Source organism: Pseudomonas sp. P5_B3 (genome assembly GCF_056400405.1).
Genome location: NZ_JBFULI010000005.1, coordinates 18,874 through 44,960, shown reverse-complemented (window position 1 = coordinate 44,960; position 26,087 = coordinate 18,874). Strand labels below are relative to the sequence as shown.

The following is a 26,087-nucleotide window of genomic DNA, read 5'->3' as shown; positions in this document are numbered from 1 at the left end:
TTATCAATAATCCCCCGGCCTGGTCTTTGAGGTTTGTGCCACGCTTGGTTTTTACAGCGCAGGCGCTAGAGTGCAGTAGCCCATTGATTTACTTGATGGTCGGACGCCCAACTTTGTTATTGAGCACTTGCGTTTAACATCCCGGCCTTTTATTGCGATTTATCTATCTGAAATAAGGACATGCCCATGGACCGTTTCCAGGAAATGCAGGTCTTCGCTGCCGTCGCCCAGGAACAGGGGTTTTCGGCGGCGGCGCGGCGTTTGGGGCTGTCGGCGGCCAGCGTCACCCGAGCGGTGGCGGCGCTGGAGCAGCGTATTGGCACGCAACTGCTCACGCGTACCACGCGCAGCGTGTATTTGAGTGAGGCCGGTCAGCGGTATCTGGAGGACTGTCGGAGAATTCTCGCCGAGGTGCAGGAAGCCGAGGACTCGGCTGCGGGCAGCCATATCCATCCTCGTGGGCAACTGACCATCACCGCACCGGTCTTGTTTGGCGAGCTGTTTGTTACGCCGCTGATGGTGAGTTACCTGACGCAATTCCCCGAGGTCTGCATCAACGCGCTGCTGGTGGATCGGGTGGTGAGCGTGGTCGAGGAGGGCGTCGATGTGGCCATTCGCATCGGCGAGCTACCCGACAGCAATCAGCATGCGATCCGGGTGGGTGAGGTGCGGCGGGTGATCTGCGCCTCGCCACAGTTTCTGGCCAGCCATGGTCGGCCCAGGCATCCTCGGGAACTGGCCCAGGCGCCGATTATCGCGACATCGGCCATTGGCCAACTCAGGAGTTGGCCATTCATTGAAGACGGCGAAACCTTGAGTGTCCGGGCTGAACCACGACTGGTGGTGACAGCGAATCAGGCGGCCATCACGGCAGCCTGTCTGGGGTTGGGCTTCACGCGGGTACTGTCTTATCAAGTCGCGAGCAAGGTGGCTGCCGGAGAGCTGGAAATCATTCTGGCCGACTTCGAACTGCCGCCGTTGCCCATCCATGTGGTCTATCAGGGCGGACGCAAAGCGCCGGCCCGGGTGCGCAGTTTTGTTGATTTCGCGGTGAAGACCCTGCGCGAGCATCCGGCGCTCGCGCGTTGAGTTATTTCACCCACTGAAATAATGGATTGCGTTTGCTGGTGATTCTGTTGTTTTGGTCGTAGGTGGAAGATACGACCCATCGGCGCTGGTCTTCCTGAGCAGCACCACTGACCCGAGGTGTCGACCATGCAAGCGATCAAACTCTACAACTTCCCACGTTCCGGCCACGCTCACCGTGTCGAGTTGATGCTGTCCCTGCTGAAATTGCCGACCGAACTGATCTTCGTTGACCTCGCCAAGGGCGAGCACAAGCAACCGGCGTTCCTGGCGCTCAATGCATTCGGCCAAGTGCCGGTGATTGATGATCAGGGTGTGGTGTTGGCCGACTCCAACGCGATTCTGGTGTATCTGGCGCAAAAGTACGGCAACGGTCGCTGGCTGCCGGCTGATCCGGCGGGTGCGGCCAAGGTCCAGCGCTGGTTGTCGGTGGCTGCCGGCCCGATTGCCTTCGGCCCTGCCCGGGCAAGATTGATCACCGTGTTTGGCGCGCCTTACAACGCTGCAGAAGTGATTGCTTACGCCCATACCGTGCTCAAAGTGATCGATCACGAACTGGCCAATACGCCGTATCTGGCCGGCACTGAACCGACGATTGCCGACGTCGCCGCCTACAGCTACATCGCCCATGCGCCCGAGGGCAATGTGTCGCTGGACGAGTACGCCAACATTCGCGCCTGGCTGGCCCGCATCGAAGCCTTGCCGGGTTTTGTCGGCATGCCGCGCACCGTTGCCGGTCTGCAAAAAACCGCCTGATACTGGCGGCCCGGAGTTACCGGGCCGCCCCGTTCTGCGCCACTGGCGCAAGGGAGCAGCCGTATGGACCGTTCACCCTGGCATGCCGGCGAAAAACAGTTGCAGGCGCATGTGGGCGTTGCCGAACGAATGGAGACGTTTGGTCGTAAGGTGATTCGCAGCGAGATGCCGGACCAGCACCGCACGTTCTATCAGCAATTGCCGTTCATGCTGTACGGGGCGGTGGATGCCGACGGTCATCCCTGGGCCAGCATCCTTGAAGGTGAGCCTGGTTTCGCCCACTCGCCAGAACCGGGCTTGCTGCAATTTCGCAGCCTGCCTGCCGTTGACGATCCCGCGCAGATGAGCGATGGCTCGGCCATTGGCCTGTTGGGTATCGAACTGCACACTCGCCGCCGCAACCGCATCAATGGACATGTCCGCGCCATGACTACGGGTGGTTTCGGGGTGACGGTAGACCAGTCCTTCGGCAATTGCCCGCAGTACATTCAGTTGCGCCAGTTTCGCTCGGTGCCGCTGACCGATCCTTCGACGCGTGCCGCCCAGCATTTCAACGAACTGGATGACGCGGCCAAAGCCATGATCGCCGAGGCAGACACGTTCTTCGTTGCCAGTTATGTGGATGTCGACGGTGAACGTTCGGTGGATGTGTCGCACCGTGGCGGTCAGGCCGGTTTCGTACAAGTGGAAGGCAATCGCCTGACCGTTCCGGACTTCGCCGGCAACCTGCATTTCAACACCTTGGGCAACCTGTTGCTCAACCCCCGGGCCGGACTGTTGTTCATCGATTTCAATAGCGGTGATTTGCTGCAGCTCAGCGGGCGGACCGAAATCATTCTGGAGGGCCCGCAGGTCGAGGCGTTCCAGGGAGCCGAGCGGCTGTGGACAATCGATGTCGAGCAGGTGGTACGTCGCCCCGGCGCCCTGGCCTTGCGCTGGCGCTTCGATGGCGTGTCACCCACCAGTTTGCTCACCGGCACATGGGAGCAGGCCACGGCGCGTTTGCAGGCCAAAGCCATGGGGGATCAATGGCGGCCGTTGCGGGTGGCGCGGATTGAAGCGCAAAGCCACAACATTCGCTCGATTTACCTGGAGCCTGCCGACGGAGCCGGGTTGCCACTGTTTCAGGCCGGACAGCATTTGCCCCTGCGTTTCAACATTGACGGCGATGTGCACATCCGCACGTACAGTTTATCGAGCGCGCCGTCCGATGATTTTTTCCGCATCAGCGTGAAGCGTGACGGGCGGGTGTCTACGCATTTGCATGAGCAGATTCGTGTTGGCGACCTGTTGGAGGCGCGGGCGCCGCAAGGGCATTTCACCGTGGCGCCCCATGAGCGTCGGCCTTTGGTATTGCTGGCGGCCGGGGTCGGTATCACGCCACTGTTGTCGATGTTGCGGGAGGTGGTTTACCAGGGATTGCGCACCCGTCGTATCCGCCCGACATGGTTTATCCAGAGTTCGCGCACACTGGCTGACCAGCCGTTTCGCCGGGAGCTGGATCGCTTGCTCGAAGACGCCGGTGACGCGGTGCGGGTGGTGCGTTTGCTCAGCCAACCGGAAGCCGAGGCGATGCAAGGAGAGGACTTCGACCTCCGTGGACGGATCGACGTCGCGCTGCTCAAGGATCTGCTGACAGTCGAGGACTACGATCAGCTGGATTTTGTCGTCTGTGGCCCCGGAAGTTTTACCCAGGCGTTGTACGACGGCTTGCGCGAACTGGACATTCGCGATTCGCGGATTCACGCCGAAACTTTCGGCCCATCCACCTTGCGCCGGCGTCCAGACCCCGATGCCGTGGTCATCGAGCAACCGCCAGCCGCCACCACGTCGGTGCCCGTGGTGTTCCAGCGCTCGGCCAAGGAGGCGCGCTGGCAGCCGGAGGGCGGCAGCTTGCTGGAGTTGGCGGAAAGCCGTGGCCTGCGCCCGGAATTCAGTTGTCGCGGCGGCTCTTGCGGCACCTGCAGGGCGCGCTTGATCAGCGGTCAGGTGCATTACCCACTGCCGCCAGCCGAGGTGCCGGATGACGGCCAGGTGCTGATTTGCTGTGCGATTCCGGCTCAGGGGGCGCAGCCGTTGGTGCTCGATATCTGAAGGATGATTGCTGGTGAACATTGCCCGCCGGTCGATGGCTGAGTAGGGTAGGGGCAGAACGAACAAGGGCCGCAATGGCCCTTTCTGCATTTCAGGAACAGGCGTTTCAATGGTTTTTTTCACTCGCTCGATCGCCTTGCTGATGGCGCTGGCGCTGACCACCGGATGCGAAAGACAGGATGCACCGCCTCTGGATCAACAGCTTTACGTCTGGCAGCGGCAGTGGACGCCGGCCCACGACGCCGCCCTCAGGGACAGTCGTGCAGACTTTTCGACGTTACGAGTGCTGGCCTTGCAGGCCTTCCCCCATGCCGGCTGGAGCCGAGCCCGAATGGATGCGCAGTTGCTCAAGCGTGATGGCCGACCGGTGATTGCGGTGGTTCGCCTGGACGGACAGCTCAAAGCGCTGGATCAGGAGGAAGTCACTGCACAGATCCGCCGGGTGATCAGCGATTGGCGGGGACAGGGGTTGAACCTCACCGGGGTGGAAATCGACCACGATGCCAGCAATGCCCGGCTACCGGCGTATCGCGAGTTTCTCGCGCATTTGCGCGAAGCGTTGCCGACTTCGCTGCCGTTGAGCATCACCGCGTTGCCGTCCTGGCTCGACAGTCGTGAACTGCCGGCGTTGTTATCCACAGTCGACAGCAGCGTGTTGCAGGTGCATGCGGTGAGCGATCCGCGTCGTGGTTTGTTTGATGCCGAACAGGCCCGGCAATGGGCGAAAGCCTGGAGCCGCGTCACGACGAAACCTTTCTATCTGGCGCTGCCGGCCTATGGCGTGGCGTTGCTGCCGTCGGCGGACGGCGCACCTGTGGTGGAAAGCGAAGTGACGCTGGAGCGTGCAGGCCAGCGTCGGGAATTACTCGCCGATCCGCAGGCGTTGCGCACCCTCGGCACCGAGTTGCGTGCCGATCCACCGAAACATCTGGCGGGCCTGATCTGGTTTCGCCTGCCATTGGCCAACGACCGTCGGGCCTGGAGTTTGACAACCTTGCGCGCGGTGGCGCGTGGTGATGCCCTCGACAGTCAACTGAAACTGCAACTCTCGGCCGACAATGGCCTCTATGACATCGGTATCAGCAACCAGGGCAATCTCGACCGCGTCTGGCCCGAACGCCTGACACTGGCGGTCAGTGGTTGTGAGGGGGCCGATGCCCTGGCCGGTTACGCGTTGCAACAGAGCCCGGATCTGCTTACCTTCACCCGCCTGCGCGATGGCCGAATAACGGCCGGCGGACAGCGTGCCATTGGTTGGGCTCGCTGCGCACACATTGATCAAGGAGGTTCGAATGTTCACCCGTAACTGGCCGCGTCATTTGCTTTGCCTGAGCCTCAGCCTGCCACTGGGTTCGGCGCTGGCCTGCGGCCCGGACTTCCCCATGCGCCTGCTGGATAACCGTGGCCAGTCGCTGGCGGAACTGCCAGAAGGCAACTTCAGCTTTGAAATCAATCGCCTCGGCCACGCCATCAAAGGCTTGAAGAATGTCACCGCTGGCGCCAGCTACGCGGATGAAACTGACCCGGTAGCGCTGCGGGATCAGGCCGAGCAGGCCGGACTTTCCGCTGAGCAACAGGTGTTGGTGAAACACCTGCGCAGCCTGACCGATGCTCGTCAGGTTGAAACCGAAGGGGCGCAACTGCCGCCTGAGCTCAGGTTGTACCTGGCCGGCGCCGTGGCATTTGCCGCGGGTGATCCTGCCCTGGCCGCCGGGTATTTCAAGAAAGTGCTGGCCTTGCCCACCGAGCAACGGGCTTCGCGCAGCACCTGGGCGGCTTACTCGCTGGGGCGCGCGTTGTTCGCCATGAGCGCCGAAGCCAATGCGGCTCCGGATCTGCTCGCACAATCCGCCAAGGCCTTCGAGCAAGCCCGGCAACTGAGTATCGACGGCTTCAGCGATCCACTGGAACTGGGCGTCGCCAGCCTCGGTGAAGAAGCCCGGGTGGTACGCACCTCCGGCGACTGGAACCGCGCCATCGAGCTGTACGCCACGCAGAATCTGCACGGCTCTGCAGTGGGCTACACCTCGCTGAAGCTGTTGATGGCGGACCTGATGACGCTGCCGGATGATCAAGTGGCCGAGTTGCTCAAGGGACAGCCCGTGCAGCAGTTGGTGACCGCGTCGCTGATCAGCCGGTTGGGTTGGTCGTTCGGCGACCAACCTGCCAACGAACAAAAAATGATCAAGCTGCTGCAAAACAGCACCCGCGGCAGTCTCGAAAACGCCGATCGTCTGGCGGCGATGAATTATCAACAGGGCGATTACGCCAGCGCCAAGGCTTTCCTCGAGCATGCCGGCGATGGCGGGTTGGCCTGGTGGCTGCGGGCAAAACTGGCAGTGCGCGACGGCGATAAAATCGCGGCCGCCGCAGCCTACGCCAAAGCGGCCCAGGCCTTCCCGAAGAATGAATCCTGGGGTGAGCGACGGACCCCGGACTACGATTACGAAACGCTTCAGCCCAAATGCCGGGTCGAGGGTGAAAGTGCGATCCTCGCCCTGCAACGCGGGGATTACCTGCAAGCCTTCGATCAACTGTATCGCAGCCAAAGCATTTACTGGTTCGATGCCGCCACCGTTGCCGAGCGAGTGTTGACCCTCGAAGAACTCAAGCACTACGTCGACACACAAGTGCCGGCACCCCCACCGCTCAGCCAGCAGGACCGCGACAACTACGTGCCCTTGCCGGTGGCGGCGAGCCTGCGCAATCTGCTGGGGCGGCGTTTGTTGCGTGAGGGGCACTATGAGGAGGCGCCGGCGTACTTCGATAACGTTGAACTACAGAACAAGGCCAAGTCATACGGAATATTACGCAAGGAGGCGGATGCTGCCTGGTGGCCCACGACTCGCGCTGCTGCGCTATTTAACTCGGCCTGGGCCGCGCGCACGTGGGGAATGGAAATCCTGGGATATGAAATGGCCCCGGATTTCGCCACATTCGGCGGCAACTACAGCCTGGAAAGCACTGAGCTCAAGGTCGGGCCGTTAACGACCGAGGACGAAGTGAAGCGCCAGCAGGCCAGCGTTGCTCAGCCCGATGAGCGTTATCACTATCGTTTTATAGCCACGGCATTGGCCAGTCGTGCGGCTGACAATTTGCCTCACTCCAGCCAGGCCTTTGCGGCAGTGCTGTGCGCGGCAGCAGGCTGGAACAGCAGCCCTGAAGAGGAACACGCTTTCTACCAGCGCTATGTCAAAGAGGGGCCGTACGTGGATTGGGCGTTCCATTTCGGTCATCAGTGCCCCTATCCCGACTTCCAGAACGCCGACAAGCGCTACGTGACCCAGGTTACCGATGCCGCGCGTTCAGCGCTGCGGCCGTACAAGAAGCCGCTTCAGTATGGCGGTGTGATTGTGGTCACGGCGGCGGCATTGTTCCTGATCAATCGTCGGCGCAAGGCGCAGTGAGGTTCAAGCCTGTTGCACAAAGGTCAGCCGCACGGCGAAACCGATCAACAGGCTGCCGAACAACCATTGCTGCAAGCGTTGGGCAGAGGGGCTGCGTTGCAGCCACCGGCCGAGTGCCGCACCGACCAGGGCGTAGGCGCTGTCGAACAGCAAACCGACGCCGACCAGCACCACGCCCAACGTCGCAAATTGCCCGAGCACCGGCCCGGCCTGTGGGTTGATGAATTGCGGTAGCAGCACCGAGCAGAACAACAGTGCCTTGGGGTTGAGCAGGTTGGTCAGCAGTCCGCGTCGGATGGCTGCGCCCAAGCGTGGTTTTTCGCCGGCTGTGTCAGTGCTGGTCAAGCTCGGCAGCATCGTGGTTCGCAGGCACTGAATGCCGATCCACAGCAAGTACGCGGCGCCTGCCAGGCGCACCACATCGAAGGTCCAGGGCGCCGCCTTGAACAGTGCCGCCAGCCCCAGCGCCGCCAATGCCACATGACAACCCCGGGCGATGCCCAACCCCACGGCCGTGGCCAGCGCGGCGCCTTTGCCCTGGCGGGCACCGGTCTGCAATAGCAGGATCATGTCGGGCCCCGGCAACAGGTAGACCACCGCCAGCGCCATGAAAAACAGCCAGAGCCCTTGCATGTTGTACCCCCATTCGTTGTCGATTCGGTCGTACCAGTCTAGGGCTGGAGGGCGGGGCAGGTGCTTGCGTTGTCAGCTTCTATCAGGACGTGTATTGGCATAACCTGCCACTTAATCAAGCTTGAACCATCAGGATCTGCCAAACCATGAAACTCGATGCCTACGACCGCAAGATTCTCGCCGCACTGCAACGGGACGGCCGCCTGAGCAATGTGCAACTGGCAGACGAGATCGGCCTGTCGGCGTCACCCTGCTTGCGCCGGGTGCGGATGCTTGAAGACGCGGGGGTGATTCGCGGCTACCAGGCCAATCTGGATCGCGATGAGGTGGGGTTAGGGCTGACGGTGTTTGTCGGGGTCAAGGTCGAGCGTCATAACGACGAACAAGCCGAAAGCTTTCGCCTGGCGGTGACGGCATTGCCCGAGGTGATTTCGGCGTTTCTGGTGTCAGGGGAGTCGGATTTTCTGCTGCAGGTGGTGGTGCCGGACTTGCGTGCCTATGACCGGTTTCTCACCGGGCGTTTGCTGAAGCTGCCGGGGGTGAGCGATATCCGCAGCAATTTTGCGATTCATACGGTGAAGGCGCCGGGGGCGTTGCCTTTGGAGCATCTGCCGCTGTAGACCGAGTCGTTTGCATCGCGAGCAAGCTCGCTCCCACAGTGATTGTGTGAACACCACAAATCCAATGTGGGAGCGAGCTTGCTCGCGATGGCATTAGACCAGGCACCCAAGCCCTGTGGGCCTTACATCTGCGTCGCCATCCCCTCCACATTCATCGCCGCCTGGCGCAAGGCCTCGGAGCGGGTCGGGTGAGGGTGGCAGGTCAGGGCGATGTCTTCGGCCGAGGCGCTGAACTCCATGGCCACGCAATACTCGCCAATCATTTCACTGACGCTCGGGCCGACCAGATGCACGCCGAGAACTTCGTCCGTGCGCTCATCGGCCAGCACTTTGGCGAAGCCTTCGGTTTCATGGTTGATCTTCGCCCGGCTGTTGGCGGTGAAGGGAAACTTGCCGACCTTGTACGCCCGACCTTCAGCCTTGAGCTGCTCTTCGGTCTTGCCGACACTGGCCAGCTCCGGTCTTGTGTAGACCACGCTGGGGATCAGGTCGTAGTTGACCTCGCCAGCCTTGCCGACGATTTGCTCGACGCAAGCCATGGCTTCGTCCTCGGCCTTGTGGGCGAGCATGGGGCCCGAGGTCACGTCTCCAATCACCCAGACCCCGGCGGCTTCGGTGCGATGACCCTTGTTGGCGAGCATGCCGCGTTTGTCCGTCGCGAGGCCGACGTTCTCCAGCCCCAGGCCCTGTGTATAAGGTCGGCGCCCTATGGCCACCAGCACGTAATCGGCTTCCAGCAACTCTGCAGCACCGCCTGCGGCAGGCTCGATGCTGAGTTGCACACCGGAGGCGGAGGTGGTGGCGCTGGTCACTTTTGAACTCAACTTGAAACTCAAGCCTTGCTTGCTCAGGGAACGCTGCAGGGTTTTGCCGGCTTCGATGTCCACGCCGGGGCAGATCCGGTCGAGGAACTCGACCACCGTCACCTGTGCCCCAAGGCGTCGCCAGACCGAGCCCAGCTCCAGGCCGATCACGCCGGCGCCGATCACCACCAGATGCTTGGGCACTTCGGTCAGCGCCAGGGCGCCGGTGGAGTCGAGTATGCGTTTGTTATCGATGTCCACGCCGGGCAGGGGCGTGGGCTCGGAGCCGGTGGCGATGATGATGTCCTTGGCGTGCAACTCAGTCTTGCCGCCGGCGCTATCGGTCACCGTGACTTTGCCCGGCCCGTCGATGTGGCCCCAGCCTTTGATCCAGTCGACTTTGTTCTTGCGGAAAAGAAACTCGATGCCCTTGGTCAGCCCGGTAACGCTTTCATCCTTTTGCTTCATCATCTGGGCGAGATTGAGGCTGGGTTTGACGTCGATCCCCAGGTTGGCGAATTCCGCACCCATGGCCGCGTCGTACAGTTCGGAGGCATGCAGCAGCGCCTTGGACGGCATGCAGCCGACGTTCAGGCAGGTGCCGCCGAGTGTGGCGCGTCCTTCCACGCAGGCGGCTTTCAGACCCAGTTGTCCGGCGCGGATCGCCGCGTTGTAACCGCCGGGGCCACCGCCGAGTATCACGACGTCATAAGTGCTCATGGATGTACTCCTGGATCGAAAGGGGAAGGATGGGTAAAAGTAGTTCCCGGATAAAATTACGAACGTAATATGTGCGTTCTGCCGCATTTCGGTCAAGGCTTCAGGTAAGCGACAGGTTGGGAATCTTTAGATAGCGCGCGTGAGTACGGAAATTTCACCATTTCCGTTATATTGTAACGAATTGTCCTGTAAGCGAAGACACTCTGGGGTGGTATGCAAGTCGATCTCGATGTTGATGAAGCTCCGTTAGCCGGGTTGCCGCGCTTTCAGCAGGCGTTCATTCAAGGGCGGCGTTTGCGCCAGTTCGCCATCGGTGCGGGCGTATTCGCGACGGTGGGTGTGCTGCTGGCGCTTTTTGCCGGGCTGTTTTCCTCGCAAACACTGTGGCCGGCGTTGCTGCTGAACCTGAGCGCGGCGTCTGTGGTGTTGATGGCCGGTTTGCAATCGGCCTGGTGGGTAACCCAGTGGCGTGCCCGCGCCATGAATCCCGTAGTGCCGGTGGTTGTTGTCGACGAGTCTGTCGCGCCTTCGGGGTGGTATGAACGTTTGCTGGACCGGATCAGCCGGAAATCGCAGCACTTGCTCGGGCAAATCGGCGCGCCGACGTTGTGGCTTGGCGGCTGGGCATTGTTGGCGGTATTGGGTGTCGAACAGGCCTGGAACCTCACATTGCCCCCGGCAGCGTTGGGCCTGTCGGCCCCTGTCGGGGCAGCGTGCTTCTTGCTGTTGGCGTTCGGCCTGTTGGTGATGGAGCGCCATCTGGCGCAGGAAAATACCGCGCAATGGCCTGAAGCCGCTACGTTGGCGCAATTGATCCGTGTGGCGATCATCAGCCTGGTGCTCGGTGCTTTTTGTCTGTTGTTTGCCGATGAAACCTCGGTATGGCCTGTACGTCTGGCAGTGTTGATCGGTCTGCTGCCGGGGCTGGTGGCGGCAGAATTGTTGCTGCGTGCGCTGTTGTCATTGTTCAGCCCACGCCGCGATCGTCTTGAACCGGAGTTGTTGGCACGCAGTTTTGTCGTCGACATGCTGCGCTGGCCGCCACAGCCTTTGCTGGCGTTGCAGCACGAATTGCATAACCGCTTCGGCATCGATCTGCGGCAGATCTGGGCCTTCTCTTACATGCGTCGGGCGTTCCTGCCGGTACTGGCGGTGGTTTCGCTGGTTGGCTGGTCGCTGACCGGCATTCACGAAATTGCCCTGCAAGGGCGTGGCATTTACGAACGATTCGGCAAACCGGTGGAGGTGTTTGGCCCAGGTTTGCACATGGGTTTGCCTTGGCCATTGGGCCGCGTGTTGAGCGTCGAGAATGGGGTCGTTCACGAGTTGGCCACCAGTGTTGGCGAAACCTCGGCCCCCGCTCAGGCCGACCCCGCCGAAGGCCCGGCCCCGGCGATTGCCAATCGCTTGTGGGACGCCAGCCATGTGAACGACAAATCTCAGGTGATCGCCAGCAGCCGAGCCGACAAGCAGAGCTTTCAGATCGTCAACATGGACGTGCGCTTCGTCTATCGCATCGGTCTGAGTGATGAGGCGGCGTTGGCCGCAACCTATAACAGTGCCGATGTGCCGATGTTGATTCGCAGCACCGCCAGCCGAATCCTGGTTCACGATTTCGCCTCGCGCACCCTCGACGGTTTGCTTGGCGAGGACAGGGTAGGGCTGGCCGAAGAAATCGGCCGCGCGGTTCAGGCGGACCTGCAAAAACTCGACAGCGGCGTGGAAATTCTCGCCACCGTGGTCGAGGCGATTCACCCTCCGGCCGGTGCAGCCAATGCCTATCACGGCGTGCAAGCGGCGCAGATTGGCGCGCAAGCCTTGATCGCCCGTGAACGCGGCGCCGCTGCCGAGGCCACCAATCAGGCGCAGTTGCAGGCCAGCATCGCCCGCGATCAGGCGACGGCCAGCGCCCGTGAGATCAATGCTGGCGCCGAGGCCGCGGACCTGAAATTCAACGCCGAGCAAAAAGCCTATGCCAGCGCTGGCCAAGCCTTCGTGCTGGAGCAGTATTTCAGTCAGTTGTCCCAGGGTTTGGCCAATGCCAAATTGCTGGTGCTCGATCATCGTCTGGGCGGCAGCAGCAATGCGCCAACCATCGACCTCCGTACTTTCGCGCTGCCGGTTGACCCTGCGCCGTCGCGTAAAACCGCTCAGCCAGGAGCTGCCAATTGAGCCAGTCCCAGACCCACGATCACGATGACCACGCCGGCCACGATCACGGCCATGGCGGGCATCACCACCACGGCCATCACCATCATCACGGCGATCCGCAGGAGGCCGGTCCTTTCCCATGGCGGCGGATGGGTTGGGCGGCATTGCTGGTGGCGTTTGCGGTCGCCGCTGCAAGTCTGGTGCAGGTGCGCTCAGGTGAAGCCACTGTGATCACGCGCTTCGGCAATCCATCGCGAGTCTTGCTGGAGCCTGGACTGGGTTGGCGCTGGCCGGCACCATTCGAGGCGGCGATCCCGGTGGATCTGCGGCTGCGCACCACGTCCAGCGGTTTGCAGGATGTGGGCACGCGGGATGGTTTGCGCATCATCGTTCAGGCCTACGTGGCGTGGCAGGTGCAGGGTGATCCGGACAACGTGCAACGTTTCATGCGCGCGGTGCAGAACCAGCCCGATGAAGCTGCACGGCAGATTCGCACTTTTGTCGGCTCCGCACTGGAAACCACCGCCAGCAGTTTTGATCTGGCGAATCTGGTGAACACCGATGCCAGCCAGGTGCGCATCGCCGATTTCGAAGCACAACTGCGCAAGCAAATCGATCAGCAGTTGCTCACCACTTATGGCGTGCGCGTATTGCAGGTCGGTATCGAACGATTGACGCTGCCTTCGGTGACGCTCACCGCGACGGTCGACCGGATGCGTGCCGAGCGTGAAACCATCGCTACTGAGCGCACGGCGATCGGCAAGCGTGAAGCCGCGCAAATTCGTTCCGCCGCCGAACGTGATGCGCGGATAGTGCAGGCCGATGCCACAGTGAAAGCGGCAGATATCGAAGCGCAATCGCGCGTCGAAGCGGCGCAGATTTATGGTCGTGCCTATGCGGGATCGCCGCAGCTCTACAACCTGCTGCGCTCGCTCGATACCTTGGGCACGGTGGTAACGCCGGGAACCAAGCTGATTCTGCGCACCGATGCCGCACCGTTCCGGGTGTTGGTTGACGGTCCGCCGAGCCTCGACAACAAGTCCGGATCGCAGCCATGAGTTTGGTTCCACGTGGAACAAATGAGTTGAGCAGCCCCTGGATTCAGGCCGGGCGCTTGGCGTTTCTCGCCCTGTACGCGGTGACGGTATTGGCGGCATTGGCGTGGGCGTTTTCCAATGTGCGGCAGATCGATCCACAAAATCGCGCCGTGGTTTTGCATTTCGGGGCGCTGGATCGCATTCAGAATGCCGGGTTGTTATTGGCCTGGCCGCAACCCTTCGAGCAGGTGATTTTGTTGCCGGCGGCGGACCGGGTGATCGAGCGGCGAGTGGACAGTCTGTTGCGCAGTGGTGCCGCGATGCAGGCAGATCGCGTGGCCAGTTTTGCCACGCCCATCAGCGATGCCCTTGCAGGCTCAGGCTATCTGTTAACGGGTGATGCCGGAGTGGTGCAACTCGATGTGCGGGTTTTCTACAAAGTCACCGAGCCCTATGCATTCGTGCTTCAGGGTGAACATGTGTTGCCGGCATTGGATCGGTTGGTCACCCGCAGCGCTGTGGCACTCACCGCCGCACGCGATCTGGACACGATTCTGGTAGCCCGGCCAGAGCTGATCGGCGCTGACAGTCAGGCGGCTGAAAGACGCGAACGCTTGCGTGGCGATCTGGTGCAGGGCGTCAACCAGCGTCTTGCCGAACTCACAGCGACGGGGCAGGGACTGGGGATCGAGGTGGCGCGAGTCGATGTGCAATCGAGTCTGCCAAGCCCGGCGGTCAATGCCTTCAATGCGGTCCTGACAGCCAGTCAGCAGGCCGACAAAGCCGTGGCCAATGCGCGTACCGAAGCCGAAAAGCTGACGCAAACTGCCAACGAGCAAGCCGACAGAACACTACAAGTTGCCCATGCCCAGGCGAGTGAACGACTGGCCAAAGCATCCACCGACACGGCCACGGTGTTGAGCCTGGCCAAGGCGCAGCAACAGGGCACCGATCCGCAAATGCTGTTGCGCATTTACCGTGAACGAATGCCGAAGATCCTCGGCCAGGCCGGTTCTGTCACGACGGTCGACCCTAAAGACGATTCCCGCCTGATCATTCAGGGAGCAGCACAATGACTGCGCAAACCGCCACCGCGTCGAGCATGTTGTCTTCGACAGAACAACGTAGCGCCGCGCGCCAACTGACCCTGGCCATGCTCGCATTGGGCTTGCTGGCCTTGGGACTGATCTGGCGCTGGTTGTCGTCAGAGCAAACCGGCGTCAGTCAGCTGCTGCTGGGTTTTGCCTCGCTGCTGGTCGCCATACCGGTCATGCGTTCGGCCTGGTACAGCCTGCGCTATCCGAGCCTGCACGGCATCACCGATCAATTGATTGCCCTGGCCATGCTGGGTGCCTGGGCCACCGGAGATCTGCTGACGGCGGCGCTGTTGCCGATCATCATGATCTTCGGCCATGTGCTGGAAGAGCGCAGCGTGATCGGCTCCCAGGAAGCGATTCACGCCCTCGGCAAACTGACCCGCAGCCACGCACGCAAGGTGCAGGTGGACGGCTCCATCATCGAAGTCGACAACGGCACGCTCAAGGCGGGCGATCTGGTCGAGGTGCGCGCCGGGGACCGGGTGCCGGCGGATGGCCGGGTATTGTCCGGTCAGGCCAGTCTCGATACTGCCTCCATTACCGGCGAATCGGTGCCGATAGAGGCGGGCGTCGGCATGTCGGTGTTCGGTGGCGCAATTAACCTCGACGGTCTGCTGCGAATCGAAGTGACCCGTACCGGCCAGGAATCGACCCTCGGCAAAGTCATCGCCCTGATGCAAAACGCCGAGCGCTCGAAACCGCCGATCACTCGTTTGCTGGAGCGTTACGCGGGCAGCTATATGGTGCTGGTGTTGCTGTTGGCGGCGGTGACCTGGTTCATCACCAACAACGCTCAAGCGATGCTCGCGGTGTTGGTGGCGGCCTGTCCTTGTGCGCTGGTGTTGTCGGCACCGGCGACGGCTATTGCCGGGGTGGCGGTAGCAGCACGCCACGGGATTCTGATCCGCAGTTCTGCGTTCCTTGAAGAGTTGGCGGACCTGACCTCGCTGGTAGTCGACAAAACCGGGACGCTGACATTCGGCACCTTGCGCCTGCAATCCATCGACAGTCCGCTTGAGGATCGCAGCCATGTCATGAAGCTCGCCGCCAGCCTCGGCTCGGCCAGCAGTCACCCGGTCAGCCGTGCGCTCGCGGGGTTGGTGACCCAGGAGCATTTCCTGCTGCTTTCCGACATTCGTGAACGCCAGGGCCTCGGTGTGGTGGCGATGACCGGGCAGGGTGAGGCGGCGCTTGGCCGGCCGGAGTTGTTCGCGCAACTGGGCATCAGCACAACGGAGATTCCCGATCACGACGGCCCGATTGCCGGGCTGGCGCTCAACGGGGAGTTTCTTGCCTGGCTGTTGCTGGCCGACAGCGTCAAACCCGAGGCGCAGTTTGCCTTGGGTGAGTTGCGTGATCTGGGTTTGGGCCGCCAGTTGTTGCTCACCGGTGACCGGCACAGCGTCGCGCAGACGTTGGCCCGGGATGTCGGGATCAGTGACGTCGAAGCACAAGCCTTGCCCGAAGACAAACTCAACCGCGTGCTCAAGGAAATCGACAGCGGCTTCCGGCCGATGGTGGTCGGCGATGGCATCAACGACTCCCTGGCCCTCAAGGCTGGAGTAGTCGGTGTGGCCATGGGCGCGGGCGGTGCGGACATTGCCCTGGCATCGGCGGACATCGTGCTGATCGGCAGTGACCTGCGCCGCCTCGGCACCTGCGTGCGCCTGAGTCGTCAATGCCGCCAGACGTTGCAGGTCAATGTGATCATCGGATTGGGCTGGACCCTGGCGATCGTAGCCTTCGCCGCTTTCGGCTGGCTTGGCGCTGCAGGGGCGATGATTGCGGCGTTGCTGCATAACCTCAGCACCTTGCTGGTGTTGGGCAATGCCGGTCGTTTGCTGCGGTTCCAGGAGCCGTTGCTCAAGCTCAAGGACGAAACCTGAAGGCGAACGCTCTAAACCGGGTAATCACGGGGCTTCAACTTTTTAGAACTGTGCGCCCGGTTCGTAGTCATTGAAGATGAGGGCACATCATTTTTGTGCGTTCGCGGCGGCAGCTGTAGGCGTCGCGAATCATTGAAAACGGCTATTAATTCGATAGCCAGCTATTTTTCAAAGATGGTCTACCCTCTGTTTAGACGTCTGAAACAAGGGAGATTCTCCATGCTCGCGCATCTTCCACCGGCCTTACAGAATCTGCAGTTACCGCTTCGCCTGAGACTCTGGGATGGCCATGAACTCAATCTGGGGCCGACGCCCAGTGTCACGATTGTGGTCAAGGATCCGCAGATGGTCACCCAGTTTACCCATCCCAGCCTGGACACCCTTGGCGCTGCATTTGTCGAAGGCAAACTGGAACTCGAAGGCTCCATCAGCGATGTGATCCGCGTCTGCGATGAGTGGAGCCAGGCGTTGCTGGATGAAAACTACGACAATCTGCCTGTGCGTAGCGTCCACGACAAAGAGACGGACGCCAAGGCGATCTCCTACCACTACGACCTTTCCAACGCGTTCTATCAGCTGTGGCTCGACAGCGACATGGCGTATTCCTGCGCCTATTTCGAGACCGGCAGCGAATCCCTGGAACAAGCCCAGCAAGCCAAGTTCCGTCATTTGTGCCGCAAGCTGCGCCTGCAGCCCGGCGAATATCTGCTGGATGTGGGTTGCGGGTGGGGCGGATTGGCGCGTTTTGCGGCGCGGGAATTTGGCGCGAGAGTGTTCGGTATCACCCTCAGCAAGGAGCAGTTGGCCCTGGCCCGGGAGCGCGTAAAAGCGGAGGGCCTGGAGGACCTGGTCGAACTGCAACTGCTCGACTATCGCGATCTGCCGCAGGATGGCCGTTTCGACAAAGTGGTTAGCGTCGGTATGTTCGAACACGTTGGTCATGCCAATCTGGCCGAGTACTGCAATACCTTGTTCGGCGCGGTGAAAGAGGGCGGCCTGGTGATGAACCACGGGATCACCGCCAAATACACCGATGGCCGTCCGGTGGGACGCGGTGCCGGTGATTTCATCGGGAAATATGTGTTCCCCAACGGCGAGCTGCCGCATCTGTCGATGATTTCTGCCGAGATCAGTGAGGCCGGACTGGAAATCGTCGACGTCGAAAGCTTGCGCCTGCACTACGCACGCACGCTCGATCACTGGAGCGAACGCCTGGAAGACAACCTCGAAGCGGCCTCCAGACTCGTACCGGAACAGGTCCTGCGTATCTGGCGGCTTTATCTGGCCGGTTGCGCTTACGCGTTCGCCCGGGGCTGGATCAACCTGCACCAGATTCTCGCAGTGAAGGCCCACGCCGATGGCAGTCATGAACTGCCATGGACCCGTGACGATATCTACCTCTAGAGAATCGGCGAAATAAGCCGGGCGACCCGCATGCCGACCTGTTGGACGCGGCGGGTCTCCCGGCCTTCTTCCTTGGCGATTTCGTGGGCGTTGGCAAAGTCATCGTTGAGCATCTCTTCCACCTCGGCGGCGAACGCGCGGTCGACGGTCAGCAACATCACTTCGAAATTCAGCCGGAACGAACGGTTGTCCATGTTGGCACTGCCGATGGCGCTGATTTCGCTGTCGATCAATACCACTTTCTGATGCAGGAACCCGGGTTGGTAACGGAATACCCGCACACCGGCGCGCACCGCTTCGAAGGCGTAGAGGCTTGAGGCGGCGTAGACGATTCGATGATCGGGCCGGGATGGCAACAGCAGGCGCACATCCACGCCGCGCAGTACCGCCAGGCGCAATGCTGCGAACACGGCTTCATCGGGGATGAAATACGGGCTGGTGATCCAGACCCTTTCCGTCGCCGCATGGATCGCTTCGACAAAGAACAGAGAACAGGTTTCACAGGCGTCTGCCGGCCCACTGGCGAGCAACTGGCACAGTACGCCGTCTTCCGGATAAACCTCGGGCAGGATCAGCGGCGGCAGTACACGAGCCACCCAGAACCAGTCTTCGGCGAAAGACTCCTGCATGCACGCCACCACCGGCCCGCGCACTTGTACGTGGGTATCGCGCCAGGGCGCCAGGGGCGGTTTCTCGCCCATGTATTCGTCACCGACGTTGTGCCCGCCGACGAAGCCGAGAATGCCGTCCACCACCACGATCTTGCGGTGGTTGCGGAAGTTCACCTGAAAGCGATTGAGCCAGCCACTGCGGGTGGCGAAGGCTTTGACCTCGACCCCGCCATCACGCAAGGCCTGCACATAGCCGTGGGGCAGGGAATGGCTACCGATTCGGTCATATAACAGGTAAATCGCCACGCCTTCGGCGGCTTTCTTCAACAGCAGGTTTTGCAGGCGCTGGCCGAGGCGATCGTCGTGAACGATGAAAAACTGGATCAGCACGGCTTCTTTCGCCTGGCTGATGGCATCGAAAATGGCCTCGAACGTGTTCTGACCGTTGATCAACAGACGCATTTGGTTGTTGGCCAGGCAGGGCATCTGTCCGAGCTTGGGCATCGCTCTGAGTGAGGCGTATGCAGAAGAAGCGCGGGCGGTGAGCGCCTCTTCTACCCAGGGTCGCCAGTTGAGTTCGGAAACAGCCTTGCGCATTTCTTCGTTGGCCTGCCGCCGGGCCTTGATGTAGCCATCGAAGGTGCTGCGGCCGAACATCAGGTACGGGATCAGCGTGAAGTAAGGGATGAAAAACAGCGACAGCGCCCAGGCGATCGAGCCTTGGGCGGTACGGACGGTCAACACGGCGTGTATGGCCGCGATCATGCCCAGCGAGTGCAACAGGGCGATGGTATAACCGAAAATATGCGGTCCGAAATAATCCATGGGGGCTGCCTTGCTCCTGAAGATTCAATGCTTAACAGACCATGTTCCGTACAGAATGTCGCTAATTAATTGGCCCATGAACCGAAGCGCGCGGCTGACGTCTAACGGCCACTACTGATCAGGAGTTACTCGATGAACGTTCGTCTGCTGGGTTTGGCCATGGCACTGGGTTTGGCACTTCCTGTTGCGGCTCACGCGCAAATGCTGCAACCAGGATTGTGGGAGCTGACTACGAGCAACATGAAGGTCGATGAACAGAATATGCCGGACCTGCAATTGATCCTTGGTCAGCTCCAGAGCCAGATGACCCCTGAGCAGCGTGCACAGCTGGAAAAACAGGGCATCACTATGGGCGGTAAAGGGGTCCGGGCGTGCCTGACCCCGGAGCAAGTCAAGACCGACAACATTCCTCTGACCGATCCGCAGTCGGGCTGCAAGCAGGAAATCACCGACCGCTCCGGCAATCAGTGGAAATTCCGTTTCAGCTGCCCGAGAGCCCAGGGTGCGGGCGTGGCGACATTCCTCAGTGATCGCGAGTTCACCACCAAGGTCAACGGGACGTTCAACGCCACCGGCATTCAGCAGAAGGGCAGCCTCGAATCCCGCGCCGTCTGGCTGGGGCAGGATTGCGGTACTGTGAAGCCAAGAGCTTAAAAGCTTCGTCGGATCGCCGCCCGGAGCAGGCTCGCTCCCACATTGATTGTGCTTTCTCTGTGGGAGCGAGCCGGCTCGCGAGGGCGTCCGCAAGCCGCCCTAAATCCCCGGCCGACTCAACCATTCACACGCCGCCTCGACAGGCATCCGGCCAAAATCTTCCCCCGTGCGGCTGCGCACACTGACAAATCCCCCAGCTTGTTCTTTCTCGCCCACCACCACCAGGTACGGCACGGTCTGGCTGTGCTGGCGAATCTTGTAGTGAACTTTTTCGTTACGCAGGTCGGCCCTGGCGCGTACGCCCCGTTGGCGCAAGGATTCGGTCACCGCTTGTGCATAAGTCGCCTGGCGATCATCCATGCTCACGACGACCACGTGGGGTGGAACGCTCCACTGTTGCAGTTCCTGATGGCTGGACCAGCAAGTGCCGTAGATCCGTTGTTGTAACGTGCCGTTGATGTGGTCGAGGGTAAACGCCTGCAAGACTTTGGTGGTGGGGACGTGCGGTCCATGGCTCTGGTACTCGGTGTCCCCCAGACGGTACAGCGACACTGCTTCGCGCACCGGCCGACGACGGATCGAGTGATTGGTCGCTGCCAGTGATTGCATGCGCGCTTCGATGAGGGGCAGGTCTGCCACGGTCAGCGGTGGCTCGACGGCAAACTCGTAAAAGAAACCGTCGCCCAATTCCTTGCCCACACGCATTTGCGCATGCGGGTGGAGTTGCTTGACCGCCATTGCCAGCATCAAGGCACAGGAGCGGCGCAAGATCTCCAGGCCGTCCGGCTCCCGGGGGGTGACAATGCTGACCCGGGCATTTGCCTCGATCATGTATTCGCAGTCCACCAGGACCCCATTGACCCGGCCCGCCACAGCCGCGCTGGCCAGTTCGGGGCCGATGCTGGCGGCAACCTCGTGCACGGACAGCGGCTGGTCGTACTCACGCAATGAACCGTCGGGCAGGGTGATCTGGATCATGGTCGGCGTACTCAGGTGCTTCTAACGAGCGTTATCGCATAAACCGTAGGGGAAAACCCTGGCGGTTGTCATTAAGACGTTTGTCGTGCCAGGCAATCAGCGGTAAATCTCCGGAAGGGTTCCTGCGGATCATGGCTGGCTCAACGCGTTGTACAGGGTGTTGAGGTTGTACTCGAACATCCCGGTAAAGGTGCTGGCCGGACCGCTCGCCGCGAGGGCATCGGAGTACAGCGTACCGCCGATCTGCGCGCCGCTTTCATCTGCGATTTGCTTGAGCAGGCGGGCGTCCTTGATATTTTCCATGAACACCGCCTTGACCTTGGCCTGACGAATCTGGGTAATCAGTGCGGCCACTTCGGCGGCTGAAGGTTCGCGCTCGGTAGACAGACCTTGAGGCGCCATGAACTCGATACCGTAAGCTTGGCCGAGATAACCGAAGGCGTCATGGGACGTCACGATCTTGCGGTTGCCTGGTGGCAGTGAGCCGAGTTTGGCCTTGGCTTCGGCGAGCAGGGCGTAGACCTGTTTCAGGTACATCTGGCTGTTGCGCTCATAGTCGGCGGTGTTCGCCGGGTCGGCGGCGATCAGCGCCCTGGTGATGTTGGCGATGTACAGTTCGGTGTTCGCCAGGTTATGCCAGGCATGCGGGTCGGGAACGGTTTCGCCGTCTTCATCCAGGCTACGCGGTATAACGCCGCGGCTCGCGCTGATGACCGGCGCCCGGGTCTCTGTGCTCGTCACCAGGCGATCCAGCCAGGGCTCGAAACCCAGGCCGTTCTTGATGATGAGTCTGGCTTTGAGCAGTGCTTTAGCGTCGTCCGGTGTCGGCTCGTAGGTATGGGCATCCGCGTCCGGGCCGACCATGTTGGTGATCTGGATATGATCCTTGCCGATCTGTCGGGTCATGTCGGCAAGGATGCTGAAGCTGGTGACCACCTGAAGTTTTTCGGCGGCAGACAGCGACATCGACACCATCAAGCTGAACAACACGAGTAAAGCGCGCATCGGGTAACACCTCATTGGGATGTGAGCAAAGGTGGGCGGCGCAGCAAGCCGTGCACCGGCCCGAACACCACGGACAACAGATACCCGCCGCCGGCCACCAGCACGATTGCCGGGCCACTGGGCAGTGAGTAATAGAACGAGATCAATAAACCCATCCACACCGAGAGGCTGCCGAGCAACGCGGCGACGACGATCAGCACCGGCAGGCGGCGGCTCCAGAAGCGTGCCGCGGCGGCAGGCAACATCATCAGGCCGACTACCATCAACGCACCGATCGCCTGGAAGCCGATGACCAGATTCAACACCACCAGCGTCAGGAACACGCCGTGGGCCAATGGGCCGAGTCGGCTGACGGTTTGCAGAAAAAGCGGGTCGAGGGTGTCGAGCAGCAGTGGTTTGTAGATCAGTGTCATGGCAATCAGGCTCAGGCCCGAGACCCAAAGCATGCCGGTCAAGGTCGGACCGTCGACAGCCAAAGCCGAGCCAAACAGCAGGTGCAACAGGTCCAGGCGTTTGCCGGCGATGCCGAGAATCAGCACGCCACCGGCCAGGGATATCGGGTAAATCGCCGCGAGGCTGGCGTCCTCTCGCAGGCCGGTGCGTCGCGTAATCCAGGCCGCGAGGCCAGCCATGCTCAGGCCGGCGCCGAGACCGCCTATGGTCAACGCCGGGAGGCTCAACCCGGCAAACCAGAAACCCAGCGCCGCACCGGGAAGGATGCCGTGGGCGACGGCATCGCCGATCAGGCTCATGCGCCTGAGGATCAGAAACACCCCAAGGGGCGCCGTACTGCACGCCAGGAGCAAGCCGCCGAGCAGCGCCCGACGCATGAACACGAACTCGTGGAACGGTTGCCAGAGATGCGCGGTAGCGATCATCAGGCCACCTGTGCCTGTGGTAGTTGGCGGATCAGTTCGGTGCTCGGGCCGAATGCACAACCGCTGCTTTTGATCAGCAACGTGCATGGGATGTGCTCGCGGACGGCGGCCAGGTCATGGCATACGATCACCAGTGTCCGGCCTTCGAGGTGCCAATCGTGTATGTGCTTCCAGAGCAATACCTGGCCGAGTTCATCGAGGGCCGCGTGGGGTTCATCGAGCAACAGTACGGGTGCGTCGGTCAGGCTCAATCGGGCGAGCAGGGCGCGTTGCAATTCGCCGCCGGAGAGGGCCATCAAGGGTCGATCTTCCAGACCGTTCAGGCACCAATTTTCGAGGACGGTTTTCAGTCGTTGGCTGCGGATCTCCGGCGACTTTTTGTTGCCCCAGAAACCGGCGGCGACCAATGCCTGAAGGCTGATCGGAAATTGCCTGTCCAGGTGTTGTTGCTGGGGCAGGAACGACACACCGCCCTTGATTGGAACACTCAGTCGCACCTTTCCGGCCAACGGTTTTTGCAAGCCGGCGATGACCTTCAACAGGCTGCTTTTCCCGGAACCGTTCGCGCCGATGATGGCGGTCAGGCTGCCCTTCGACAGTTCGAAGTCCAGCGCTGGCGTGAGTGGCTGCCCCGGTGCGCCCCAGCGCAAGGCCTGGCAACCAATCATGCGACCTCCCAGTTGAAACGGCTTTCGGCTACGGCGTCATGGGCGTGCAGGCTTTCGGCGTGGGTGACACGAATGTGGAAGGCATTGATGCCTGTGGAGCGTTTCAGGGCCAGATTCAAACGGCGTGCGGCGTCCTCGCAGAACATCAGGTTCTGACCATTGGCCAGGGCGAAGGCTTGTTCGTCGGCGCGTTTTACCGCTGTTTGAACGGCGGTGCCGAGTGCGGCTTCGGCGTCGTTGATGACGGCGATCAGAGGCAGATCGTCCAAAAAATCAGCCAACCGTACGCGCAACTTTGCGCTGCTGCGTTGGCTGTGAGGTGTGGCGACGATGCCGTTCGTGGAGCCGAGCCACGCTAAAACGTCGGCGTGTTGCAGTGCCTTGTTGGCGAAATCGTCGACGAAGTGCTGCTGAATTAGCTGTCGAGAAAGGGCCGCGGAACACGGGCAGGTTGAGGAATAAGACACATCGACTTTTAGTTCCACGTGGAACATTGCGTTTTTCAAACGTGCTTCGATGTTCACCGGATAGCTTTTCCAGCCAGACAATGGACTGATCAGCGCCGGCCTTTTCAGCAATAAATCGGCGTGAATGGCTAAGTGAGCACTGTTGGAAAGCCCTTCATGGCTCTCAAGAAAACGCTGCAGAACCCTCCTCAATAAAGCCGGAGAAAGGTTTTCCTGCTCCAGCAATTCAAGCGCCAGATAGAGCCGTGACATGTGAATGCCGCGCGCGTTGCCATCGTCGAGACTCACGCCGGCATCGACCTTTGCATTCAATCGTTGGCCATCAAACAAAACAGGTAGAGCAATGCCGCACATGCCCACCCACTCCAGTGGCAGGGCTTGGCGTGAGGCCTGCGCGGCGATATCCGGCAGAGTCAGCGCATTCATGAGCAGGTCCATCGAGAGAGTTGACTTAAAATGTTATATCATAACAACTAAGTCGGCGATGCCTTTTTCATGAGCGGACTTTCATCATGCGCAACCGCCACATGCTCAGCCTGATTTCACGCCATCAACAGAAAAACAAAGAGGTTTAACAGCCAGCGATCCGGCTGCAAGTGAACCTGGCGCTGCTGCCGCCGGAGCTGGAAAACCGGTTGATTGTGGTCCAGCCGACGCGCTGGTTGTAGCCAACCCAGGCCTCGCCATCGGAAGCGATACCGGTGAAAAATACAAACTGGCCGTAGCGGCTGTTGGTCTGCGCCCAATAGCGTTTTCCGGCCGTTTCGAAACCCCGCAGATAGATGGTGCTTCCGGCGGTATTGACGCTGTAGGCGTTGCCATCCGCATCCACGCAGGCCAACAGGTTGGCGCTACGGGTGCACTTGGCCAGGCTCGGGATCTGGGCCATCGCGTCGGCAGCCACCAGCAGGGAAAGCATGATCAGTGCAGGTTTCAGGACGTTGTGCATAGGGCTTCTCATGGAAGGAACGCGTACAGCATCGTGTCCTTTGCCCTACCGGGCAAGAGGGGATGGCATATTGTTGTTGTTACAGTATAACATTGTGTAAGCCCGACGCAGCGACCGGGCACCCTGTGAGGAATATGCAGATGTCCAATCGACTCCCCGTGACCGTTCTCTCCGGCTTTTTAGGCGCCGGAAAAAGTACACTTCTTAATTACATACTACGTAATCGCGATGGATTGCGAGTGGCAGTCATCGTCAACGATATGAGCGAAATTAACGTCGATGGCACCGAAGTCCAGCGCGATGTCAGCCTGAACCGAGCCGAAGAACGGTTGGTGGAGATGAGTAACGGGTGTATTTGCTGTACGTTACGTGAAGACTTGCTGGAGGAGGTGAGTCAACTCGCCAGGGAGGGTCGCTTCGACTATCTGCTGATCGAGTCCACCGGGATTTCCGAACCGCTGCCTGTGGCGGAAACCTTCACCTTCCGCGATGAAAACGGCCAGAGCCTCAACGACATCGCACGTCTCGACACCATGGTCACGGTGGTCGATGGCATGAACTTCCTGCTCGACTACCAGGCTGCCGAAAGCCTGGCTTCCCGAGGAGAAACCCTAGGGGAGGAAGACGAGCGTTCGATTACCGATCTGTTGATTGAGCAGGTCGAGTTCGCCGATGTGATTTTGCTCAGCAAGATCGACTTGATCAGCAGCCACCAGCGCGAAGAATTGATCGCCATTCTTGAACGGCTCAACGTCCGGGCGGAAATCATTCCGATGTCGATGGGCGAAATCCCCTTGAACAAGATTCTCAACACCGGTCGTTTTGACTTCGAAAAGGCTGCCCAGGCACCGGGATGGTTGCAGGAGCTGCGCGGTGAACATGTGCCGGAAACCGAAGAGTACGGTATCGCTTCCAGTGCTTACCGGGCTCGCCGGCCGTTCCATCCACAGCGTTTCTTCAACTTCATCGACGGTCCCTGGGACAACGGCAAACTGCTGCGCTCCAAGGGCTTTTTCTGGCTGGCGAGCAAGCAAATGGACGCTGGCAGCTGGTCCCAGGCCGGTGGTTTGATGCGCTATGGTTTTGCCGGGCGCTGGTGGCGTTTCGTACCGAAAAACCAGTGGCCGCAGGACGCAGAAAGTACCGCCGGGATCATGAAAAACTGGACTGCCGACAGCGGGGACTGTCGTCAGGAACTGGTGTTCATCGGCCAGAACATCGACTTCACGCAGCTCACGGCCGAACTGGACGCCTGCCTGCTGACCGAAGAGGAAATGGCGCTGGGCGTAGAGGGCTGGCGTTTGCTGCCCGATCCATTCGGCCCTTGGTACGAAGAGGCCGCCTGATCCTCTACTGGC

General features: G+C 60.8%; 22 protein-coding genes. 13 read left to right on the top strand and 9 right to left on the bottom strand.

The annotated features are described in order from the left end of the window. Window positions 1-186 precede the first annotated feature (186 nt). From AC1DRN_RS04900 to AC1DRN_RS04880, 5 genes are all read left to right on the top strand, one after another. Window positions 187-1,089, top strand: coding sequence for a LysR family transcriptional regulator (locus AC1DRN_RS04900; RefSeq protein WP_223459074.1), 903 nt, complete (start codon window positions 187-189; stop codon window positions 1,087-1,089). 126 nt (window positions 1,090-1,215) lie between these two features. Further along, on the top strand, window positions 1,216-1,842 hold the full coding sequence (locus AC1DRN_RS04895) for a glutathione S-transferase family protein (protein WP_223459072.1): 627 nt from the start codon (window positions 1,216-1,218) through the stop codon (window positions 1,840-1,842). 63 nt (window positions 1,843-1,905) lie between these two features. Then, window positions 1,906-3,936: a pyridoxamine 5'-phosphate oxidase family protein gene (locus AC1DRN_RS04890; RefSeq protein WP_223459070.1), complete on the top strand. Its 2,031-nt coding sequence runs from the start codon at window positions 1,906-1,908 to the stop codon at window positions 3,934-3,936. 109 nt (window positions 3,937-4,045) lie between these two features. After that, on the top strand, window positions 4,046-5,242 hold the full coding sequence (locus AC1DRN_RS04885) for a DUF3142 domain-containing protein (RefSeq protein ID WP_223459067.1): 1,197 nt from the start codon (window positions 4,046-4,048) through the stop codon (window positions 5,240-5,242). After that, window positions 5,229-7,343, top strand: a complete 2,115-nt coding sequence (locus tag AC1DRN_RS04880; protein WP_223459065.1) for a hypothetical protein — start codon at window positions 5,229-5,231, stop codon at window positions 7,341-7,343. The genes AC1DRN_RS04885 and AC1DRN_RS04880 overlap by 14 nt, the downstream gene beginning before the upstream one ends. 3 nt (window positions 7,344-7,346) lie before the next feature. On the opposite strand, the gene AC1DRN_RS04875 is transcribed toward AC1DRN_RS04880, so the two are convergent. After that, window positions 7,347-7,976, bottom strand: coding sequence for a LysE family translocator (locus AC1DRN_RS04875; RefSeq protein ID WP_223459063.1), 630 nt, complete (start codon window positions 7,974-7,976; stop codon window positions 7,347-7,349). A 146-nt stretch (window positions 7,977-8,122) separates the two neighbouring features. On the opposite strand from AC1DRN_RS04875, the gene AC1DRN_RS04870 reads away from it, so the two are divergent. Then, complete coding sequence (locus AC1DRN_RS04870) at window positions 8,123-8,596, top strand: Lrp/AsnC family transcriptional regulator (protein WP_108218814.1); 474 nt, start codon at window positions 8,123-8,125, stop codon at window positions 8,594-8,596. A gap of 122 nt (window positions 8,597-8,718) precedes the next feature. Here AC1DRN_RS04870 and lpdA read toward each other — a convergent pair whose 3' ends face one another. Beyond that, the gene (lpdA, locus tag AC1DRN_RS04865) at window positions 8,719-10,119 is read right to left on the bottom strand and encodes a dihydrolipoyl dehydrogenase (protein WP_223459061.1); all 1,401 of its coding nucleotides are present in this window, start codon (window positions 10,117-10,119) and stop codon (window positions 8,719-8,721) included. Window positions 10,120-10,332: 213 nt separating this feature from the next. Between lpdA and hflK (AC1DRN_RS04860) the strand changes: the two genes are divergently transcribed. The 5 genes from hflK (AC1DRN_RS04860) (at window position 10,333) to cfaB (ending at window position 17,694) form a co-directional block, all read left to right on the top strand. Then, the gene (hflK, locus tag AC1DRN_RS04860; RefSeq protein ID WP_223459059.1) at window positions 10,333-12,291 is read left to right on the top strand and encodes a protease modulator HflK; all 1,959 of its coding nucleotides are present in this window, start codon (window positions 10,333-10,335) and stop codon (window positions 12,289-12,291) included. Next, window positions 12,288-13,328 (top strand): protease modulator HflC, encoded by a 1,041-nt coding sequence (gene hflC / locus AC1DRN_RS04855; RefSeq protein ID WP_223459057.1) that lies wholly within the window; start codon window positions 12,288-12,290, stop codon window positions 13,326-13,328. Before hflK (AC1DRN_RS04860) ends, hflC begins: the two co-directional genes overlap by 4 nt. Continuing rightward, entirely contained in the window at window positions 13,325-14,383 is a 1,059-nt protein-coding gene (hflK, locus tag AC1DRN_RS04850) for a protease modulator HflK (RefSeq protein WP_223459055.1), read from the top strand. Before hflC ends, hflK (AC1DRN_RS04850) begins: the two co-directional genes overlap by 4 nt. Beyond that, window positions 14,380-16,290: a cation-translocating P-type ATPase gene (locus AC1DRN_RS04845; RefSeq protein WP_223459053.1), complete on the top strand. Its 1,911-nt coding sequence runs from the start codon at window positions 14,380-14,382 to the stop codon at window positions 16,288-16,290. The genes hflK (AC1DRN_RS04850) and AC1DRN_RS04845 overlap by 4 nt, the downstream gene beginning before the upstream one ends. Window positions 16,291-16,509: 219 nt before the next feature. Continuing rightward, window positions 16,510-17,694, top strand: coding sequence for a C17 cyclopropane fatty acid synthase CfaB (cfaB, locus tag AC1DRN_RS04840; protein ID WP_223459051.1), 1,185 nt, complete (start codon window positions 16,510-16,512; stop codon window positions 17,692-17,694). Here cfaB and cls read toward each other — a convergent pair. Then, the gene (gene cls, locus AC1DRN_RS04835) at window positions 17,691-19,130 is read right to left on the bottom strand and encodes a cardiolipin synthase (protein ID WP_223459049.1); all 1,440 of its coding nucleotides are present in this window, start codon (window positions 19,128-19,130) and stop codon (window positions 17,691-17,693) included. The genes cfaB and cls overlap by 4 nt on opposite strands. Window positions 19,131-19,262: 132 nt before the next feature. Here cls and AC1DRN_RS04830 point away from each other — a divergent pair, with 132 nt between their 5' ends. Continuing rightward, on the top strand, window positions 19,263-19,784 hold the full coding sequence (locus AC1DRN_RS04830; RefSeq protein ID WP_223459046.1) for a DUF3617 domain-containing protein: 522 nt from the start codon (window positions 19,263-19,265) through the stop codon (window positions 19,782-19,784). A 99-nt stretch (window positions 19,785-19,883) separates the two neighbouring features. Here AC1DRN_RS04830 and AC1DRN_RS04825 read toward each other — a convergent pair whose 3' ends face one another. The 6 genes from AC1DRN_RS04825 to AC1DRN_RS04800 all read right to left on the bottom strand — a co-directional run bounded on the left by AC1DRN_RS04825 (window position 19,884) and on the right by AC1DRN_RS04800 (window position 24,729). Beyond that, window positions 19,884-20,762, bottom strand: coding sequence for a His/Gly/Thr/Pro-type tRNA ligase C-terminal domain-containing protein (locus AC1DRN_RS04825; protein WP_457266010.1), 879 nt, complete (start codon window positions 20,760-20,762; stop codon window positions 19,884-19,886). Between the two features lie 129 nt (window positions 20,763-20,891). Then, the gene (locus tag AC1DRN_RS04820; protein WP_457266009.1) at window positions 20,892-21,767 is read right to left on the bottom strand and encodes a metal ABC transporter substrate-binding protein; all 876 of its coding nucleotides are present in this window, start codon (window positions 21,765-21,767) and stop codon (window positions 20,892-20,894) included. 11 nt (window positions 21,768-21,778) lie between these two features. Further along, window positions 21,779-22,645 (bottom strand): metal ABC transporter permease, encoded by an 867-nt coding sequence (locus AC1DRN_RS04815; protein ID WP_223459040.1) that lies wholly within the window; start codon window positions 22,643-22,645, stop codon window positions 21,779-21,781. Continuing rightward, window positions 22,645-23,313, bottom strand: a complete 669-nt coding sequence (locus tag AC1DRN_RS04810) for a metal ABC transporter ATP-binding protein (protein WP_457266008.1) — start codon at window positions 23,311-23,313, stop codon at window positions 22,645-22,647. The genes AC1DRN_RS04815 and AC1DRN_RS04810 overlap by 1 nt, the downstream gene beginning before the upstream one ends. Further along, complete coding sequence (gene folE2, locus AC1DRN_RS04805; RefSeq protein WP_223459036.1) at window positions 23,310-24,206, bottom strand: GTP cyclohydrolase FolE2; 897 nt, start codon at window positions 24,204-24,206, stop codon at window positions 23,310-23,312. Before folE2 ends, AC1DRN_RS04810 begins: the two co-directional genes overlap by 4 nt. A 145-nt stretch (window positions 24,207-24,351) precedes the next feature. Then, window positions 24,352-24,729, bottom strand: coding sequence for a glutamine synthetase (locus tag AC1DRN_RS04800; RefSeq protein WP_223459034.1), 378 nt, complete (start codon window positions 24,727-24,729; stop codon window positions 24,352-24,354). A 140-nt stretch (window positions 24,730-24,869) separates the two neighbouring features. Here AC1DRN_RS04800 and zigA point away from each other — a divergent pair, with 140 nt between their 5' ends. After that, window positions 24,870-26,075 (top strand): zinc metallochaperone GTPase ZigA, encoded by a 1,206-nt coding sequence (gene zigA, locus AC1DRN_RS04795; RefSeq protein WP_223459032.1) that lies wholly within the window; start codon window positions 24,870-24,872, stop codon window positions 26,073-26,075. Window positions 26,076-26,087 lie beyond the last annotated feature (12 nt).

What these genes read in the sequence shown, in the direction of transcription:
- AC1DRN_RS04895 (WP_223459072.1), top strand. Translation starts at nt 1,216, where the DNA reads ATGCAAGCGATCAAACTCTACAACTTCCCACGTTCCGGCCACGCTCAC.
- AC1DRN_RS04845 (WP_223459053.1), top strand. Translation starts at nt 14,380, where the DNA reads ATGACTGCGCAAACCGCCACCGCGTCGAGCATGTTGTCTTCGACAGAA.
- AC1DRN_RS04880 (WP_223459065.1), top strand. Translation starts at nt 5,229, where the DNA reads ATGTTCACCCGTAACTGGCCGCGTCATTTGCTTTGCCTGAGCCTCAGC.
- hflK (WP_223459055.1), top strand. Translation starts at nt 13,325, where the DNA reads ATGAGTTTGGTTCCACGTGGAACAAATGAGTTGAGCAGCCCCTGGATT.
- cfaB (WP_223459051.1), top strand. Translation starts at nt 16,510, where the DNA reads ATGCTCGCGCATCTTCCACCGGCCTTACAGAATCTGCAGTTACCGCTT.
- cls (WP_223459049.1), bottom strand. Translation starts at nt 19,130, where the DNA reads ATGGATTATTTCGGACCGCATATTTTCGGTTATACCATCGCCCTGTTG.
- AC1DRN_RS04815 (WP_223459040.1), bottom strand. Translation starts at nt 22,645, where the DNA reads ATGATCGCTACCGCGCATCTCTGGCAACCGTTCCACGAGTTCGTGTTC.
- folE2 (WP_223459036.1), bottom strand. Translation starts at nt 24,206, where the DNA reads ATGAATGCGCTGACTCTGCCGGATATCGCCGCGCAGGCCTCACGCCAA.
- zigA (WP_223459032.1), top strand. Translation starts at nt 24,870, where the DNA reads ATGTCCAATCGACTCCCCGTGACCGTTCTCTCCGGCTTTTTAGGCGCC.
- AC1DRN_RS04885 (WP_223459067.1), top strand. Translation starts at nt 4,046, where the DNA reads ATGGTTTTTTTCACTCGCTCGATCGCCTTGCTGATGGCGCTGGCGCTG.
- AC1DRN_RS04830 (WP_223459046.1), top strand. Translation starts at nt 19,263, where the DNA reads ATGAACGTTCGTCTGCTGGGTTTGGCCATGGCACTGGGTTTGGCACTT.
- AC1DRN_RS04890 (WP_223459070.1), top strand. Translation starts at nt 1,906, where the DNA reads ATGGACCGTTCACCCTGGCATGCCGGCGAAAAACAGTTGCAGGCGCAT.
- AC1DRN_RS04875 (WP_223459063.1), bottom strand. Translation starts at nt 7,976, where the DNA reads ATGCAAGGGCTCTGGCTGTTTTTCATGGCGCTGGCGGTGGTCTACCTG.
- AC1DRN_RS04820 (WP_457266009.1), bottom strand. Translation starts at nt 21,767, where the DNA reads ATGCGCGCTTTACTCGTGTTGTTCAGCTTGATGGTGTCGATGTCGCTG.
- hflK (WP_223459059.1), top strand. Translation starts at nt 10,333, where the DNA reads ATGCAAGTCGATCTCGATGTTGATGAAGCTCCGTTAGCCGGGTTGCCG.
- AC1DRN_RS04810 (WP_457266008.1), bottom strand. Translation starts at nt 23,313, where the DNA reads ATGATTGGTTGCCAGGCCTTGCGCTGGGGCGCACCGGGGCAGCCACTC.
- lpdA (WP_223459061.1), bottom strand. Translation starts at nt 10,119, where the DNA reads ATGAGCACTTATGACGTCGTGATACTCGGCGGTGGCCCCGGCGGTTAC.
- AC1DRN_RS04870 (WP_108218814.1), top strand. Translation starts at nt 8,123, where the DNA reads ATGAAACTCGATGCCTACGACCGCAAGATTCTCGCCGCACTGCAACGG.
- AC1DRN_RS04825 (WP_457266010.1), bottom strand. Translation starts at nt 20,762, where the DNA reads ATGATCCAGATCACCCTGCCCGACGGTTCATTGCGTGAGTACGACCAG.
- AC1DRN_RS04800 (WP_223459034.1), bottom strand. Translation starts at nt 24,729, where the DNA reads ATGCACAACGTCCTGAAACCTGCACTGATCATGCTTTCCCTGCTGGTG.
- AC1DRN_RS04900 (WP_223459074.1), top strand. Translation starts at nt 187, where the DNA reads ATGGACCGTTTCCAGGAAATGCAGGTCTTCGCTGCCGTCGCCCAGGAA.